Origin of the sequence: Streptomyces scopuliridis RB72 (genome assembly GCF_000718095.1) — a bacterium.
GTDB classification, from domain to species: Bacteria; Actinomycetota; Actinomycetes; order Streptomycetales; family Streptomycetaceae; genus Streptomyces; species Streptomyces scopuliridis.
On record NZ_JOEI01000021.1, the window covers coordinates 59047 to 73001 of the forward strand.

A 13955-nucleotide genomic window follows, 5' to 3' on the forward strand; every position below is an offset into this window, starting at 1 on the left:
ACAGGGCGTGGGTTCGGACACGGGCGGTTCGCGCTATCTGGAGATCGCCGAGGCGCTGCGGCAGTCGATTCTGAGCGGCGAGCACCCCGTCGGTGCCCGCCTCCCCTCGGAGAGCGATCTGGCGGCCCACTGGTCGGTCTCGCGCGGCACGGTACGGCAGGCGGTCGGGCTGCTCGCCTCGGAGGGGCTGATCGGCTCCCGGCAGGGCGCGCGCCGCGTCGTCCTGCGCCAGGAGCGCCGCCACAGCTTCCAGCAGCTCAACAGCTTCGCGCAGTGGGCCCAGGCCATGGGCTGCGAGGTCTCCAGCCTGATCCTCAGCCGTACGACCCGGCCCGCGACCGCCGAGGAGGCGTCCCGGCTGGGTGTCGCGCCGGACAGCGAGGTGCTGTACGTCGTGCGCGTACGGCGGCTGGACGGGGAGCCGGTGATGGTCGAGCGCACGGCGTATACGGAGTGGGTCGCGCCGGTCGTACGCGCGCTGCCCGACGATGTCGTCTCGATCATGAACAGCATCGCGGAGAACGCCGGAATCGTCGCCCACTACGGCGAGCACCTCATCGACGCCGTCGCGGCGGGCAGCGAGGACGCCCGGCTGCTCCGGGTCCGCCGGGCCAGCCCGCTGCTGCGGCAGCGTCATCTGACGAACACGGCGGCGGGCCGGCCCATCGAGTGGACCGACGACCGCTATCGCGCGGGCAGCGTGGCGTTCAGCGTCAGCAACTCCGCGGCGGCGGCGCCGCTGGAGCGGCAGGCGGGTCCCGAGGTGACCAGAGGCCCGTCCGGGGACTGAGCGGCTGGGCGCACCCCGGCCCGGTCCGCCGAGGGTGCCTCAGCCGCCCGACGTGTCCAGCTCCGCGTCCGCGCCGATGCCCGCGCAGTCGTACGGGTCCTTCAGCCAGCCGTCCGGCAGGACGACCCGGTTGTTCCCGGACGTACGCCCGCGCGGCCCGTCCGCGCCGTCCGGCCACGGCTGGTCCAGGTCGAGTCCGGCCATCAGCTCGTCCAGCTCGGCGAGCGACGAGGTGATCGCCAGCTGCTTGCGCAGCTGCGAGCCGACCGAGAAGCCCTTGAGGTACCAGGCCACATGCTTACGGAAGTCGATCACGCCACGGGCCTCGTCCCCGATCCACTCCCCCAGCAGCTCGGCGTGGCGCCGCATGACGCCCGCGACCTCGCGCAGCGTGGGCCGCGCCGCCTCGCCCCTGCCCTCGAAAGCCGCGACGAGGTCCCCGAAGAGCCAGGGCCGCCCCAAACAGCCGCGCCCCACGACCACTCCGTCACAGCCGGTCTCGCGCACCATCCGCAGCGCGTCGTCCGCCGACCAGATGTCGCCGTTTCCGAGCACGGGGATCTCCGGGACATGCTCCTTGAGCCGCGCGATGGCGTCCCAGTCCGCGGTGCCGCCGTAGTGCTGGGCGGCGGTCCTGCCATGCAGCGCGATCGCGGTGACGCCGGCCTCGACCGCGATGCGCCCCGCGTCGAGATAGGTGAGGTGGTCGTCGTCGATGCCCTTGCGCATCTTCATCGTGACCGGCAGATCCCCGGCGTTGGACACCGCCTCGCGCAGGATCGCCCGCAGCAGGGGCCGCTTGTACGGCAGGGCCGAGCCGCCGCCCCTGCGGGTGACCTTGGGCACCGGGCAGCCGAAGTTGAGATCGATATGGTCGGCCAGATCCTCGTCCACGATCATGCGGACCGCCTTGCCGACGGTGACCGGGTCCACTCCGTACAGCTGGATCGAGCGCGGGGTCTCGGTCGCGTCGAAGTGAATGAGCTGCATGGTCTTCTCATTGCGCTCCACCAGCGCCCGGGTGGTGATCATCTCGCTGACGAACAGCCCCTTGCCCCTCCTGGCAGCGTCCATCGGGGGGCGACCCCCGAACCCCCGCACGCCTTCGGCGAACTCCCGGCACAGCGTCCGGAACGGGGCGTTGGTGATCCCGGCCATGGGGGCGAGCACCACCGGCGGCTGGACGGTGTGGGGGCCGATGGTCAGCGGCGCGGCCGGAGGTGCGGCGAGCGTGGAGAGTGGAGCGGTCATCCGCCCATTGTCGCGCACGACGCGAGTCATTAGTTAGTCGTACTATCAATGGATGCCCGAGCTGAGCCACCGACGGCGGATGCTGGTGCTGGCGATCTGCTGTATGAGTCTGTTGATCGTCAGCCTCGACAACACCGTCCTCAATGTCGCCCTGCCCTCCATGCAGAAGGAACTGCATGCCTCGGTCGCCGGGCTCCAGTGGACGATCGACGCCTACACCCTCGTCCTCGCCTCGCTGCTGATGCTCGCGGGCTCCACCGCCGACCGGATCGGCCGGCGCCGGGTCTTCCAGGCCGGGCTCGTCCTGTTCACGCTCGGCTCGCTGCTCTGCTCCCTCGCGCCGAACCTCGAATCGCTGGTCGCCTTCCGTATGGTGCAGGCGGTCGGCGGCTCGATGCTCAATCCGGTGGCGATGTCGATCATCACCAACACCTTCACCGCCCCGCGCGAGCGCGCCCGCGCCATCGGCGTCTGGGGCGGTGTCGTCGGTATCTCGATGGCGGCGGGCCCGCTGATCGGCGGACTGCTGGTGGACTCGGTCGGCTGGCGGTCGATCTTCTGGATCAACCTCCCGATCGGGATCGCCGCGCTGATCCTGACCTGGCGGTACGTGCCCGAGTCGCGCGCCCCGAAGCCGCGCCGCCCCGATCCCGTGGGACAGCTGCTGGTCATCGGCGTACTCGGCGCGCTCACCTACGCGATCATCGAGGCGCCCTCGGCGGGCCTGACCTCACCGCTGATCCTGTCCTTCGCCGCCGTCGCGGTCCTCTCGCTCGCCGGGCTGCTGCTGTACGAGCCGAGGCGCGCCGAACCACTCATCGACCTGCGGTTCTTCCGCAGCGCGCCGTTCAGCGGGGCGACGGTCATAGCCATCTGCGCCTTCGCCGCGCTCGGCGGGTTCCTCTTCCTCAACACGCTCTATCTGCAGAACGTACGGGGTCTGTCCGCGCTCCACGCCGGGCTGTACATGCTGCCGATGGCCGCGATGACCTTCCTCTGCGCCCCGCTCTCGGGCCGGCTCGTCGGCAGCCGGGGCCCGCGCCTCTCGCTGCTGGTCGCGGGGGCGGCGATGACGGCGAGCGGTGTGCTGTTCGCCGCGTTCGACGCGGAGGCGACCACCGCGCTGATGTTCACCGGCTATGTGCTCTTCGGCCTCGGCTTCGGCATGGTGAACGCGCCGATCACCAACACCGCCGTCTCCGGAATGCCCCGCTCCCAGGCGGGCGTCGCCGCCGCCGTGGCCTCCACCAGCCGCCAGATCGGCCAGACGCTGGGCGTGGCCGTGATCGGCGCGGTGCTGGCGGGCGGGACGGTGGGCGCGGTGGCCTCCGCCTCGTACGAGACGGGGTTCCTGGAGGCGAGCCATCCGGCCTGGTGGATCATCACCGCGTGCGGGGTCTGCGTCCTGCTGGTGGGCGCGCTGACCAGCGGCGCCTGGGCGCGGGGGACGGCACACCGTACGGCGAAGCGCCTGGAGCCGGCCGGCACCGACAGCGAGAGAGCCTCGGACGTACCCGCTCAGAAATCGGCGGGGACCGGCGCGGACGCCTGAGCGAACGCCTGGAGCTTCTCCAGCCGGAGCCTGGTCTCGTCGTCCACCGGCACATAGCTGACCAGCCGGGGCCCCGCGGACGGCCCGAGCCAGAGGTTGGTGTGCTCCAGATTGAGCTGCCCCACCTGGGCGTTGACGAACCGCTTCGTCCTGTCCCCGACCGGGGCGACCACCTCATGCCGCTCCCAGACCTCCCGGAACTCGGGCGAGGCCGCGCGCAACCGTCCGAGCAGCGTCTTCCAGGGAGGCTCCGAGAGATGCTCCGCCATGGCGGCCCGGAACTTGGCCGCCATGATCCGGGTCGTCTCCTCGCGATTGCCGAGGGCGGCGCGGAAATCCTCGTTGGTGAAGGCGAGCCAGAGGCAGTTGCGGTCCTGCGGCGGCACCGCGTCCAGGTCGCACATCATCACACCGTACGTGCGGTTGTACGCGAGGATGTCGTACCGGCTGTTCTGCACACACGCCGGGAAGGGCTCCAGCCGCTCCAGCATCTGCCGGATCGAGGGCGTGATGGTGGGGCACGGCGTCCCGGGCGCGGGATCCAGCGCCCCGGCGAGTGCGAAGAGATGCGCGCGTTCGCTGGGGTCGAGGAGAAGCGCGCGGGCGAGCGCGTCGAGGACCTGCGCGGAGACCTGAATGGCCCGCGCCTGCTCAAGCCAGGTGTACCAGGTGACACCGACAGCGGAGAGCTGGGCGACCTCCTCGCGCCGCAGCCCGGGGGTACGCCGACGGCTCCCCCGGTCGAGCCCGACCTGCTCGGGCATGATCCGCTCACGGCGACTGCGCAGGAACCCCGCGAGCTCATGCCGCCGGATATCGCTCTCCTGCCCGGCCTGCGCCGCGTTCCCGGCCTGCGCGATGGTGGAGGTCATGTGTCAAGGGTGCCGCATGCCCCAGCCCCTTGCCAGGTAGCCCCAGTACCAGGATAAGAACTCCCGGCTACCGGGCTGACGACCGCGCGGATAGTCTGCGCGCATGGCGACGTACTACCGGGACGAGCGGGCCGCTCGTCTTCAGTCCCCGCTGGTCTCCACCCTGTCCCAGGGCGTGGAGGAGGGGTACCGGCTCGTGGGTCCTGATGGGACGCTCACGTCCGTCGTCGCGTATGTGCAGTGGCTGGACGGCCATCCGGGCGGCCCCGACACGCACGTGATGATCTCGTTCGAGGACGGCACGAACGTCGAGTTCCCCTTCGGGGTCCGGCTCACCGCCGTCTGGCACGACGAGCAACGAGTCTTCGCCCCTGCGGAGTTGGCGGAGGCGTCGCCCGCCGCGTGGGGTGTCACGGCTCAGCCCTGGCGCTAGCGGGGGCCGCGCGGCACCATGCGATGCGTGGAACCGTCCGCGACCAGCGGGCCGACCGTCTCCGTGCCAGGGATGTCGGTCTGCTGGTCGCGGCGTTGGTTCCAGCGGTCCAGGAATCCGCGCTGATCACGCGCAGCGTGCCCCACATCGCGTCACCGGCCGCCGCCGGTAACCGAATTCATCAGCCAGGGGTTCCCGGTCGCTTTCCCCGGGACCTACGAGACGATAAGGGGCCCGGAGGTCGCCGTGCAGTGAACTGTGGTGGCGCTCTGGAAGGAGCAGCCGTCCCCTGGAGTGGCGGTATAGTCCGGCGGCACGAAGAACAGCACGTTGTTGTTCACCCCCCACGCGCCCGGGAATACCGTGACCTGGCCGGTCGTCGAGTTCATCGTGCTTATGTTGTCGAACCAGGTGCCCGGGTAGTAGGCGATGTCCTGGCCCCAGACGTACGCGGCGCTGGCCCCCTGCATGTGCACCTGGAAGTCACACAGGGTGGTTCCGTTCCAGGCGAGCTGACGCGGCCCGGGGTTCTGGCCGATAGCGCTGGGCCGGTAGACGTTGCAGCTGTACGCCCGGCCCGTGGCGGTGTGGATGAAGTTCACCGTGGCCGTGCCCACGACAGCGGCGGACGCACCCCCCTTGACGCCATCGGACGTGCCGCCGTCGGAAGCGCTCGTGGAAGCGTGGGCCGAGCCGGTGCCCGCCACGCCGAGCGACGCGGCGACGGCTAATGCCGCGAAGACGCTGCCTATTCCGCGGCGGAGTGATCGTAAAGCCATGCCCATCCCTTCGTTCGTAGATCTCGAACAGACAGGTTCGGACGTGACCATACCGCCGGTTTTATCGATCCAAACAGCTGCGGGACGCCGGTTTCATGGGCGCCCCGTCAGCTCAAGCCCGGTGACAGCGGGTCCAGTTGGGACCGTACGACCGCCGTCACCAGGCATCTCGCGGCGTTACCAGTGCTTCACTCGCGCTTCGAGTGCGGCTCCACCGCGGTGTCCGGGCCCGGCGACACGATCGATTCGTGACCGTTCTTGGCGCGTACCTTGAACGGAGGCGAGCCGTCCTGCCCGAGCACCTCCACGACTTCCACGATCCGGTCGTGCTCGCCGACCACCCGGCCGTGCATCACGAGACGGTCGCCCTTGCTTGCTTTCATCATCACTCCAATGTCACTCGATGTAACCGAGAGTGTACGAAGCTGCCGGTGCGGTCGCCCTCGGTGAAGGAGGGTGTCGCGCCTCGGCCCCTTGCCGGGTAGTGCGAGTACCGGGATAAAGACACTCTGGTACCAGGGTGAGCGATGGACGATCCTCGTTGGAGTGAGTAGAGCATTCGCGTCCCTCCAGAAGACATCCACCGCCAAGGCCCCATCCGGCGGACCGCCCGTCATCCATGACCACGGGTCCGTGCTCGGCGCTCTCGGCCTGTTCACCGTGCTCCTCGGTGCGGCGCTCCCTCTCATCGACTTCTTCATCGTCAATGTAGCTCTGCCGACCATCGATCACGATCTGGCCGCGGGCCCCGCCCTGCTGGAACTGGTGGTGGCCGGGTACGGACTCTCGTACGCCGTGCTGCTCGTGCTCGGCGGGCGGCTCGGGGACATGCTCGGCCGGAGACGGCTCTTCCTCATCGGCATGGCGGCCTTCGGCATCACCTCGCTCGCCTGCGGCCTCGCGCCGAACGCCTGGACGCTGGTGGGCGCGCGGGTGGCGCAGGGCGCCGCGGCGGCGCTGATGCTGCCGCAGGTGCTGGCCACCATCCACTCCGCGACCGGCGGACCGCGCCGCGCGAAGGCACTGAGCCTGTATGGCGCGACGGCCGGGCTCGCGATGGTCGCGGGCCAGATCCTGGGCGGGGTGCTGGTCGCGGCCGATATCGCGGGGAGCGGCTGGCGGGCGATCTTCCTGGTGAATGTGCCGGTGGTGCTGGCGGGCCTGCTCTTCGCGGTCCGTTCGGTGCCGGAGACCCGCTCGCAGCGGCCGGCGCCCATCGATACGCCGGGTACGGTCCTGCTGGCCGCCGCGCTGGTGACGCTCCTGGCGCCCCTCACGGAGGGCCGGGCGGCCGGATGGCCCGCGTGGACCTGGGTCTCGCTGGCGGCCTTCCCGATCGTGTCGTACGCCTTCGTACGGGTGGAGCGGCGGGCCGACCGGCAGGGTAGGACCCCGCTGGTGCCGCCGAGTCTGCTCGCGCTGGTCACGCTCCGGCGGGGGCTGGCGCTGATCGTGCCGTTCGGGATCGGCTTCGGCGGCTTCATGTTCGTGATCGCCGTCGCCCTTCAGCAGGGGCTGCGGATGGGCGCGATCGACGCAGGACTGACGCTGGTGCCCATGGCGGTGGCGTTCTTCGGGGCGTCGCTGGCCGGGCCTCGGCTGATCCGGCGGTACGGCAGCCTGGTGGTCACGGCCGGCGCGGTGATCCAGGCGGCCGGGGTGGCGCTGCTCGCGCTCGCCGTATGGGGCGGCTGGCCCTCGGTAGGCGGGCTGGACCTGCTGCCGGGCATCGCGCTGGCCGGTCTCGGCCAGGGCCTCCAACTGCCCGTCATCATCCGGATCGTGCTCTCCGACATACCGGCCGAGCGGTCCGGGGTGGGCAGCGGTGTGATGGTCACGGCCCAGCAGTCCGCGCTGGCGCTGGGGGTGGCGACACTGGGCTCGCTGTTCCTGACCCTGACCACCACGGCGGGGATGCGGTACGCCCTGGTGGTCACGCTGCTGGCACAGCTGGGGCTGGTCGTCCTGACGGCGCTGCTGAGTCTGCGGCTGCCACGGAAGATCGGCTGAGCGAGAAGAGCGGGCGCGGGACGCGCTCATGGCCGTGGGCCCGGATCACCGAGGTGATCCGGGCCCACGGCGTACGGCTTGAGTACGTCAGTCCTGCGAGGCGGTGCCGTCGGTCGCGTCGTTCTGCTGCGTGCCGTTGCTCTGCTCGCTGCCGCCCTGGCCGGCGGCGCGCTCACGCATCTTGCGGAGCAGCTCCTGCTTGTGGTCGGCGGAGGCCTTGCGGTTGGCGTCGCGCGCGGGGGCGCTCGCCTGCGGGTCGGTGCGGGACAGCTTCTTGCGCTGTCCGCCGACGCCGAGAAGGTTGTTGCGGCTTTTTGCCATGGGGTTCTCCCGAAGCGATGAGAAGTGATCTGCGGATTCGTCGGTGGGGGGCGGGCCGTCGCCGCCGCGCTCTCACTCGTAGATCTGGAAGAACATGCCCGTGACGCTACCACCGGGCGGGGCCGGGACGTAACGCGTTTTTGGCGGACACCAGACACATGAATAGGTGAGCGATGACAGATATTGAAATCTGTCATCGCTCATGCCATGGTTGTTCTGTCACTCCTCGCTCTCACATCCCGATCCGCATGGAGGAACCCCTCATGAACGCCATCCCCACGCGCTCGCTCGGCGCCTCGGGCCCCCGCACCGCCGCCCTCGGCCTCGGCTGCATGGGCATGTCCGCCGGGTACGGGGAAGAGGTGGACCGCGCCGAGTCCATCGCCACCATCCACGCCGCGCTGGACGCGGGCGTCACCCTGCTCGACACGGGCGACTTCTACGGCATGGGCCACAACGAGCTGCTGATCGGCGAGGCCCTGCGCGCCGCCCCGGCCGGCGCCCGCGAACGCGCGCTCACCAGCGTCAAGTTCGGCGCTCTGCGCGATCCGGACAACGGGTGGAGCGGTTACGACGGCCGTCCGGCCGCCGTGAAGAACTTCGCCGCGTACTCCCTGCAGCGCCTCGGCACCGACCACATCGACATCTACCGGATCGCCAGGGTCGACCCGGACGTCCCGATCGAGGAGACGGTCGGCGCCATCGCCGAGCTGATCCAGGCCGGGCATGTGCGCCATGTCGGGCTCTCCGAGGCCGGCGCCGGGACCATCCGCCGGGCGGCCGCCGTCACCCCGGTCGCGGACCTCCAGATCGAGTACTCACTGATCTCGCGCGGCATCGAGGACGAGATCCTGTCGACCGTCCGCGAGCTGGGCATCGGCGTCACGGCGTACGGAGTGCTCTCGCGCGGACTGATCAGCGGCCACTTCACCCGCGATCGCGAGCTGTCCCCCACCGACTTCCGCGCCATGAGCCCCCGGTTCCAGGGCGAGAACCTCCAGCACAATCTCGGACTGGTCGAGTCGCTGCGGAAGATCGCCGAGCAGAAGGGCGTCTCGGTCGCCCAGATCGCCATCGCCTGGGTGCTCTCCCGGGGCGAGGACATCGTGCCGCTCGTCGGCGCCCGCCGCCGTGACCGGCTGACCGAGGCCCTGGGCGCGCTGGATGTCACGCTGGACGCCGATGATCTGGCCGCCATCGAGCGCGCCGTACCGTCGGGTGCCGCCGCCGGAGACCGGTATCCGGCCGGGCAGATGGCACATCTCGACAGCGAGCGCTGACCGGCGCGGAGAACGGACCGCCCGCCGGAGACTGTCCCCTGGAGACTGTCCCGTCGGGTTGTCGGACCTGACAGGTAGTGTCATCTGTCGCATCCGCCGTACGAGCCGTGACATGAAAGGCCGGGCGCCCCATGGCCACCGAGCCCCTGACCGCAGAGCGCATCCTCGAAGCCACCGAGGAGGTGCTGCGCCGCTACGGCCCGGCGAAGGCGACGGTGGTCGATGTGGCACGGGTGCTCGGCGTCAGCCATGGCAGTGTCTACCGGCACTTCCGTACGAAGGCGGCGCTGCGGGAGGCGGTCACCTCGCGCTGGCTGAGCCGTACGGAGACCGTGCTGGCCGGGATCATGGAGGGGGAGGCCGAGCCGGGCCCGGAGAAGCTGCGCGGCTGGCTGCTGGCGCTGTTCGACACCAAGCGGCACAAGGCCGGGGACGACCCGGAACTGTTCGCCACATTCTCCGTGCTCATCGACGAGAGCAGCGATGTGGTCGACGCGCATCTGACGGAGCTGGCCCATCAGCTCACCCGGATCGTCGAAGAGGGCGTGCGCGAGGGCGAGTTCGTGGCGGCGGACCCGGCGAGCGCGGCCGGGGCGGTCTTCGCCGCCACGGCCCGCTTCCATGACCCGGCCTACGCGCCGGAGTGGCGGAAGCCCACGATCGACGCCGAGTTCACCGCCGTATGCGATCTGCTGCTGCGCGGACTGCGGGCCTGATCGGACAGCGGTCCGGGCCTAGGTCCTGTCCGGTCGATCTTCGCGGACCCGCGACGCCTGGCACCGCACCTCGCCGCGTTGTCGGAGTCGCCCAAGTACGTCCAGTACGAGGACGATCCTCCGCCTTGCGATGCACGGCACCAGACGCCGCGGCCTGATCCACGAAGATCGGCCGGACAGGGCCTAGTCGGCCGCCGGGTCCACCGTCGCCTGATGAACCTCGGTGAGATGTTCCTCGGCCTTGAGCCAGGGCAGGAACTGCGCTCCCTTGCGCCAGCCGCAGGTGTCGCAGATCAACGACCGCTGCACACCCGCCTTCTGGACGCGTACGACATGCTCGCGTCCATGCTGATCCCATCTCCTGACCGTGCTGGTGGTCGTGGCCGGCATGATCCGTGCCTCCCTGGTAGGTCAGCGCCCAGTCTGCAACGGAGCCCCCGGTTCCGTGGTGGAACCGGGGGCTTCGAGCTACGAACGTGACCCGCCGTTCACTGTGGGCCGTCGGCAGCCGCCGTCAGCAGCCGAGGAGCCGGGCGCCGAGGTAGCTCTGGATCTGGTCGAGCGAGACGCGCTCCTGCTGCATCGTGTCGCGCTCGCGCACGGTCACCGCGTTGTCGTCCAGGGTGTCGAAGTCGACGGTCACACAGAACGGCGTGCCGATCTCGTCCTGGCGGCGGTAGCGGCGGCCGATGGCGCCCGCGTCATCGAACTCGATGTTCCAGTTGCGCCGCAGATCCGTCGCGAGGCCCTTGGCCTTCGGCGAGAGCTGCGGATTGCGGGAGAGCGGCAGCACGGCCACCTTGACCGGCGCCAGGCGCGGGTCGAGACGCATCACGGTGCGCTTCTCCAGCACGCCCTTGGCGTTGGGCGCCTCGTCCTCGTTGTACGCGTCGAGGAGGAAGGCCAGCATCGAGCGGCCGACACCGGCGGCCGGCTCGATGACATACGGGGTCCAGCGCTCGCCGGCCTCCTGGTCGAAGTACGACAGGTCGTGGCCGGACGCCTTGGAGTGCGCGGAGAGGTCGTAGTCCGTGCGGTTGGCGACACCCTCCAGCTCGCCCCACTCGCTGCCGCCGAACTGGAAGCGGTACTCGATGTCGGCGGTGCGCTTGGAGTAGTGCGAGAGCTTCTCGGCCGGGTGCTCGTACCACCGCATGTTCTCCTCACGGAGACCCAGGTCGGTGTACCAGTTCCAGCGCTGCTCCATCCAGTATTCCTGCCACTGCTCGTCCTCGCCCGGCTTGACGAAGAACTCCATCTCCATCTGCTCGAACTCGCGCGTGCGGAAAATGAAGTTGCCCGGAGTGATCTCGTTCCGGAAGGACTTGCCCATCTGCGCGATGCCGAACGGCGGCTTCTTGCGCGAAGTCTGCTGCACCTGGGCGAAGTTGGTGAAAATGCCCTGCGCGGTCTCGGGCCGCAGATAGGCGATCGACCCGGAGTCCTGCGTCGGGCCGAGGTGGGTGGAGAGCAGACCGGAGAACTGCTTGGGGTCGGTGAACGTACCCTTGTTGCCGCAGTTGGGGCAGTTGATGTCGGCGAGGCCGTTCTCGGGCGCCTTGCCGTGCTTCGCCTCGTACGCCTCCTCCAGGTGGTCGGCGCGGAACCGCTTGTGGCAGGAGGTGCACTCGGTGAGCGGGTCACTGAAGGTCGCGACGTGGCCGGACGCCTCCCAGACCTCCGTGGCGAGGATCACCGAGGAGTCGATACCGACAACGTCCTCGCGCGAGGTGACCATGTAACGCCACCACTGACGCTTGAGGTTTTCCTTCAGCTCGACTCCGAGCGGCCCGTAGTCCCAGGCGGCGCGCTGACCACCATAGATCTCACTGGACGGGTAGACGAAGCCACGGCGCTTGCTCAGGTTGACGATGCTGTCGATCTTGTCGGCGGCCACGGTGCTCTCTTCATTACGACGACGACGAACGGCGAATGCTTCAGATTAGCGGCGGCCGCACCCCTTGGATCAAATCGGTGCGGGGTAAGAGACATCTCCGCCCCTTGTTGACAATCGTTTCCACTTTTGTTGAAAATGACAGTCATGAACGCACGACGTCTGATACCCACCGCCACCATCGCCGGAGCAGTCACCCTCGGCCTGGTCGCGCTGTCCGCCTGCTCCTCCTCCGACGCCGCCACCAAGAAGAGCGGCGACAAGCTCGCGGTGACCGCGTCGTTCTACCCCATGCAGTTCCTGGCCGAGCGAATAGGCGGCGACCACGTCTCCGTCACCACGCTCACCAAGCCCGGTGTGGAGCCGCACGACCTGGAGCTCAACCCCCGGCAGGTCGCCCAGCTCGGCGAAGCCGATGTCATCCTCTATCTCAAGGGTATTCAACCCGCCGTGGATGAGGCCATCACGCAGTCCGGTGTGAAGAACACCGTCGACGCGACCTCCCTCACCACGCTGGAGAAGCACGGCACCGAGGTCGGCCACTCCCACGAGGACGGCCACGCGGACGGCCACACGGCCGAGGAGAGCCACCCCGCCGGCGAAGAAGGCTCCCTGGATGGCAAGGACCCGCACATCTGGCTGGACCCGGTGAAGTACGCCGAGGTCGCCAAGGGGGTCGGCGCCTCGCTGGAGAAGGCCGACCCGGACAATTCCGCCACGTACCAGAAGAACACCGACGCGCTGGTGAAGCAGCTCGGCGGCCTGGACACCGCGTTCAAGCAGGGCCTCGCCGACACCACCACCAAGACCTTCATCACCACCCACGCCGCCTTCGGCTATCTCGCCGAGCGCTACGGTCTGACGCAGGAGGCCATCGCGGGCCTCGACCCCGAGTCGGAGCCCAGCCCCGCTCGGGTGAAGGAACTGGAGACCATCGCGGAGCACGACAAGGTCGGCACCGTATTCTTCGAGACGCTCGCCAGTGACAAGACCGCCAAGACCATCGCCGCGGACTCCGGACTGAAGACCGACGTCCTGGACCCGCTGGAGGGAATTACGGACAAGTCCAAGGGCGATGACTACATCGAGGTCATGAACTCCAACCTCGCCGCGCTGCAGAAGGCACTCGGCGCGAAGTGAGGCCCGCGAAGTGAAACAGCCGGCAGCAGTATCGGAGGCGCCCGACATGGCGACGGTGGAGAGCGGCCAGACCGCTGAGGCGGCGCAGCGGACACCGGAGCGGCGCTCCGCACCGGTCGTCACCGTCCGGGGCGCCAGGGCCACGCTCGGTTCGCGCCCGGTGCTGCGCGGCATCGACCTCGCCGTGCACAGCGGTGAGGTCGTCGCCCTGCTCGGCGCCAACGGCTCCGGCAAGTCCACCGCCGTGCGCTCGGTGATCGGGCAGGTACCGCTGACCGACGGCGAGATCACACTCTTCTCGACCCCGCTGCGCCGCTTCCGCGACTGGGCGCGCGTCGGTTACGTACCGCAGCGCACCACCGCCGCGAGCGGGGTGCCCGCGACCGTCCGTGAGGTCGTCGCCTCCGGCCGGCTGTCCCGTACGAGGTTCGGCCTGCCCGGCAAGGCCGACCGGGCCGCCGTCGAGCGGGCCATCGAGCTGGTCGGGCTCACCGACCGCGCCAAGGACTCCGTGGAGGCGCTCTCCGGCGGCCAGCACCAGCGCGTGCTGATAGCCAGGGCGCTCGCCGCCGGGCCCGAACTGCTGATCATGGACGAGCCGATGGCGGGCGTCGACCTGGCCAGCCAGGACATCCTCGCGGCCACCCTGCGCGAACAGGTCGCGGCCGGTACGACCGTCCTGCTCGTCCTGCATGAACTCGGCGCGCTGGAGCCGCTGATCGACCGCGCGGTGGTGCTGCGCGACGGCTGTGTGGTGCATGACGGGCCACCGCCGAGGGCCGTCGGCCAGCACTCTTCCCCAAGCTCTTCGAGCAGGGGAGGCCCCATGCCGGGCCACGACCCCAGTCCTCTGACCAATCCGGGCTGCCATCCGCACGCGGCCGGCGAGCCGCTCCGCACAGGACTGCTGAGCTGAC

Annotated in this window: 16 protein-coding genes; 8 read left to right on the forward strand and 8 right to left on the reverse strand. The window is 69.7% G+C overall.

Going from position 1 to position 13955, the window contains the following annotated elements:
• Nucleotides 1-7 precede the first annotated feature (7 nt).
• Complete coding sequence (locus tag IF11_RS0126055) at nucleotides 8-790, forward strand: GntR family transcriptional regulator (RefSeq protein WP_030354165.1); 783 nt, start codon at nucleotides 8-10, stop codon at nucleotides 788-790.
• Between the two features lie 39 nt (nucleotides 791-829).
• Here the strand turns inward: IF11_RS0126055 and dusB are convergent, their stop codons facing one another.
• Nucleotides 830-2041: a tRNA dihydrouridine synthase DusB gene (gene dusB / locus IF11_RS0126060; protein ID WP_030354166.1), complete on the reverse strand. Its 1212-nt coding sequence runs from the start codon at nucleotides 2039-2041 to the stop codon at nucleotides 830-832.
• Between the two features lie 52 nt (nucleotides 2042-2093).
• Here dusB and IF11_RS0126065 point away from each other — a divergent pair, with 52 nt between their 5' ends.
• On the forward strand, nucleotides 2094-3593 hold the full coding sequence (locus tag IF11_RS0126065) for an MFS transporter (RefSeq protein ID WP_030354167.1): 1500 nt from the start codon (nucleotides 2094-2096) through the stop codon (nucleotides 3591-3593).
• On the opposite strand, the gene IF11_RS0126070 is transcribed toward IF11_RS0126065, so the two are convergent.
• Nucleotides 3560-4465, reverse strand: a complete 906-nt coding sequence (locus IF11_RS0126070; protein WP_030354168.1) for a helix-turn-helix transcriptional regulator — start codon at nucleotides 4463-4465, stop codon at nucleotides 3560-3562. The two genes, IF11_RS0126065 and IF11_RS0126070, sit on opposite strands and share 34 nt — an antisense overlap.
• 103 nt (nucleotides 4466-4568) lie before the next feature.
• Here IF11_RS0126070 and IF11_RS41025 point away from each other — a divergent pair, with 103 nt between their 5' ends.
• A complete protein-coding gene (locus IF11_RS41025; protein WP_030354169.1) occupies nucleotides 4569-4898 on the forward strand; it encodes a hypothetical protein in 330 nt (109 codons plus the stop codon).
• Here IF11_RS41025 and IF11_RS41030 read toward each other — a convergent pair.
• The 3 genes from IF11_RS41030 to IF11_RS0126090 all read right to left on the reverse strand — a co-directional run bounded on the left by IF11_RS41030 (nucleotide 4895) and on the right by IF11_RS0126090 (nucleotide 6060).
• Complete coding sequence (locus tag IF11_RS41030; RefSeq protein WP_157848448.1) at nucleotides 4895-5044, reverse strand: hypothetical protein; 150 nt, start codon at nucleotides 5042-5044, stop codon at nucleotides 4895-4897. The genes IF11_RS41025 and IF11_RS41030 overlap by 4 nt on opposite strands.
• A gap of 69 nt (nucleotides 5045-5113) precedes the next feature.
• A complete protein-coding gene (locus tag IF11_RS0126085; protein ID WP_133243337.1) occupies nucleotides 5114-5677 on the reverse strand; it encodes a hypothetical protein in 564 nt (187 codons plus the stop codon).
• Between the two features lie 188 nt (nucleotides 5678-5865).
• Nucleotides 5866-6060, reverse strand: a complete 195-nt coding sequence (locus tag IF11_RS0126090) for a DUF1918 domain-containing protein (protein WP_030354171.1) — start codon at nucleotides 6058-6060, stop codon at nucleotides 5866-5868.
• 250 nt (nucleotides 6061-6310) lie between these two features.
• On the opposite strand from IF11_RS0126090, the gene IF11_RS0126095 reads away from it, so the two are divergent.
• Entirely contained in the window at nucleotides 6311-7687 is a 1377-nt protein-coding gene (locus tag IF11_RS0126095; RefSeq protein ID WP_030354172.1) for an MFS transporter, read from the forward strand.
• Between the two features lie 87 nt (nucleotides 7688-7774).
• On the opposite strand, the gene IF11_RS0126100 is transcribed toward IF11_RS0126095, so the two are convergent.
• Entirely contained in the window at nucleotides 7775-8008 is a 234-nt protein-coding gene (locus IF11_RS0126100) for a DUF6243 family protein (protein WP_030354173.1), read from the reverse strand.
• A gap of 263 nt (nucleotides 8009-8271) precedes the next feature.
• On the opposite strand from IF11_RS0126100, the gene IF11_RS0126105 reads away from it, so the two are divergent.
• A complete protein-coding gene (locus IF11_RS0126105) occupies nucleotides 8272-9288 on the forward strand; it encodes an aldo/keto reductase (protein ID WP_030354174.1) in 1017 nt (338 codons plus the stop codon).
• A 131-nt stretch (nucleotides 9289-9419) separates the two neighbouring features.
• A complete protein-coding gene (locus IF11_RS0126110; protein WP_030354175.1) occupies nucleotides 9420-10004 on the forward strand; it encodes a TetR/AcrR family transcriptional regulator in 585 nt (194 codons plus the stop codon).
• A 183-nt stretch (nucleotides 10005-10187) separates the two neighbouring features.
• Here IF11_RS0126110 and IF11_RS0126115 read toward each other — a convergent pair whose 3' ends face one another.
• Both IF11_RS0126115 and IF11_RS0126120 read right to left on the reverse strand, forming a co-directional pair.
• Nucleotides 10188-10394 (reverse strand): hypothetical protein, encoded by a 207-nt coding sequence (locus IF11_RS0126115; protein WP_030354176.1) that lies wholly within the window; start codon nucleotides 10392-10394, stop codon nucleotides 10188-10190.
• A 124-nt stretch (nucleotides 10395-10518) separates the two neighbouring features.
• On the reverse strand, nucleotides 10519-11901 hold the full coding sequence (locus tag IF11_RS0126120) for a glycine--tRNA ligase (RefSeq protein ID WP_030354177.1): 1383 nt from the start codon (nucleotides 11899-11901) through the stop codon (nucleotides 10519-10521).
• A gap of 144 nt (nucleotides 11902-12045) precedes the next feature.
• On the opposite strand from IF11_RS0126120, the gene IF11_RS0126125 reads away from it, so the two are divergent.
• A complete protein-coding gene (locus IF11_RS0126125; RefSeq protein WP_030354178.1) occupies nucleotides 12046-13038 on the forward strand; it encodes a metal ABC transporter substrate-binding protein in 993 nt (330 codons plus the stop codon).
• 46 nt (nucleotides 13039-13084) lie between these two features.
• Nucleotides 13085-13954 carry a metal ABC transporter ATP-binding protein gene (locus tag IF11_RS0126130; RefSeq protein WP_030354179.1) on the forward strand — a complete coding sequence of 290 codons (870 nt, stop codon included), beginning with the start codon at nucleotides 13085-13087 and terminating at the stop codon, nucleotides 13952-13954.
• Nucleotide 13955: the final 1 nt, after the last annotated feature.

Bases quoted from the DNA above. Each gene is read 5' to 3' on its own strand.
- dusB (WP_030354166.1), bottom strand. From the start codon at position 2,041: ATGACCGCTCCACTCTCCACGCTCGCCGCACCTCCGGCCGCGCCGCTG.
- IF11_RS0126065 (WP_030354167.1), top strand. From the start codon at position 2,094: ATGCCCGAGCTGAGCCACCGACGGCGGATGCTGGTGCTGGCGATCTGC.
- IF11_RS0126070 (WP_030354168.1), bottom strand. From the start codon at position 4,465: ATGACCTCCACCATCGCGCAGGCCGGGAACGCGGCGCAGGCCGGGCAG.
- IF11_RS41025 (WP_030354169.1), top strand. From the start codon at position 4,569: ATGGCGACGTACTACCGGGACGAGCGGGCCGCTCGTCTTCAGTCCCCG.
- IF11_RS0126085 (WP_133243337.1), bottom strand. From the start codon at position 5,677: ATGGCTTTACGATCACTCCGCCGCGGAATAGGCAGCGTCTTCGCGGCA.
- IF11_RS0126090 (WP_030354171.1), bottom strand. From the start codon at position 6,060: ATGAAAGCAAGCAAGGGCGACCGTCTCGTGATGCACGGCCGGGTGGTC.
- IF11_RS0126100 (WP_030354173.1), bottom strand. From the start codon at position 8,008: ATGGCAAAAAGCCGCAACAACCTTCTCGGCGTCGGCGGACAGCGCAAG.
- IF11_RS0126105 (WP_030354174.1), top strand. From the start codon at position 8,272: ATGAACGCCATCCCCACGCGCTCGCTCGGCGCCTCGGGCCCCCGCACC.
- IF11_RS0126110 (WP_030354175.1), top strand. From the start codon at position 9,420: ATGGCCACCGAGCCCCTGACCGCAGAGCGCATCCTCGAAGCCACCGAG.
- IF11_RS0126115 (WP_030354176.1), bottom strand. From the start codon at position 10,394: ATGCCGGCCACGACCACCAGCACGGTCAGGAGATGGGATCAGCATGGA.
- IF11_RS0126125 (WP_030354178.1), top strand. From the start codon at position 12,046: ATGAACGCACGACGTCTGATACCCACCGCCACCATCGCCGGAGCAGTC.
- IF11_RS0126130 (WP_030354179.1), top strand. From the start codon at position 13,085: ATGGCGACGGTGGAGAGCGGCCAGACCGCTGAGGCGGCGCAGCGGACA.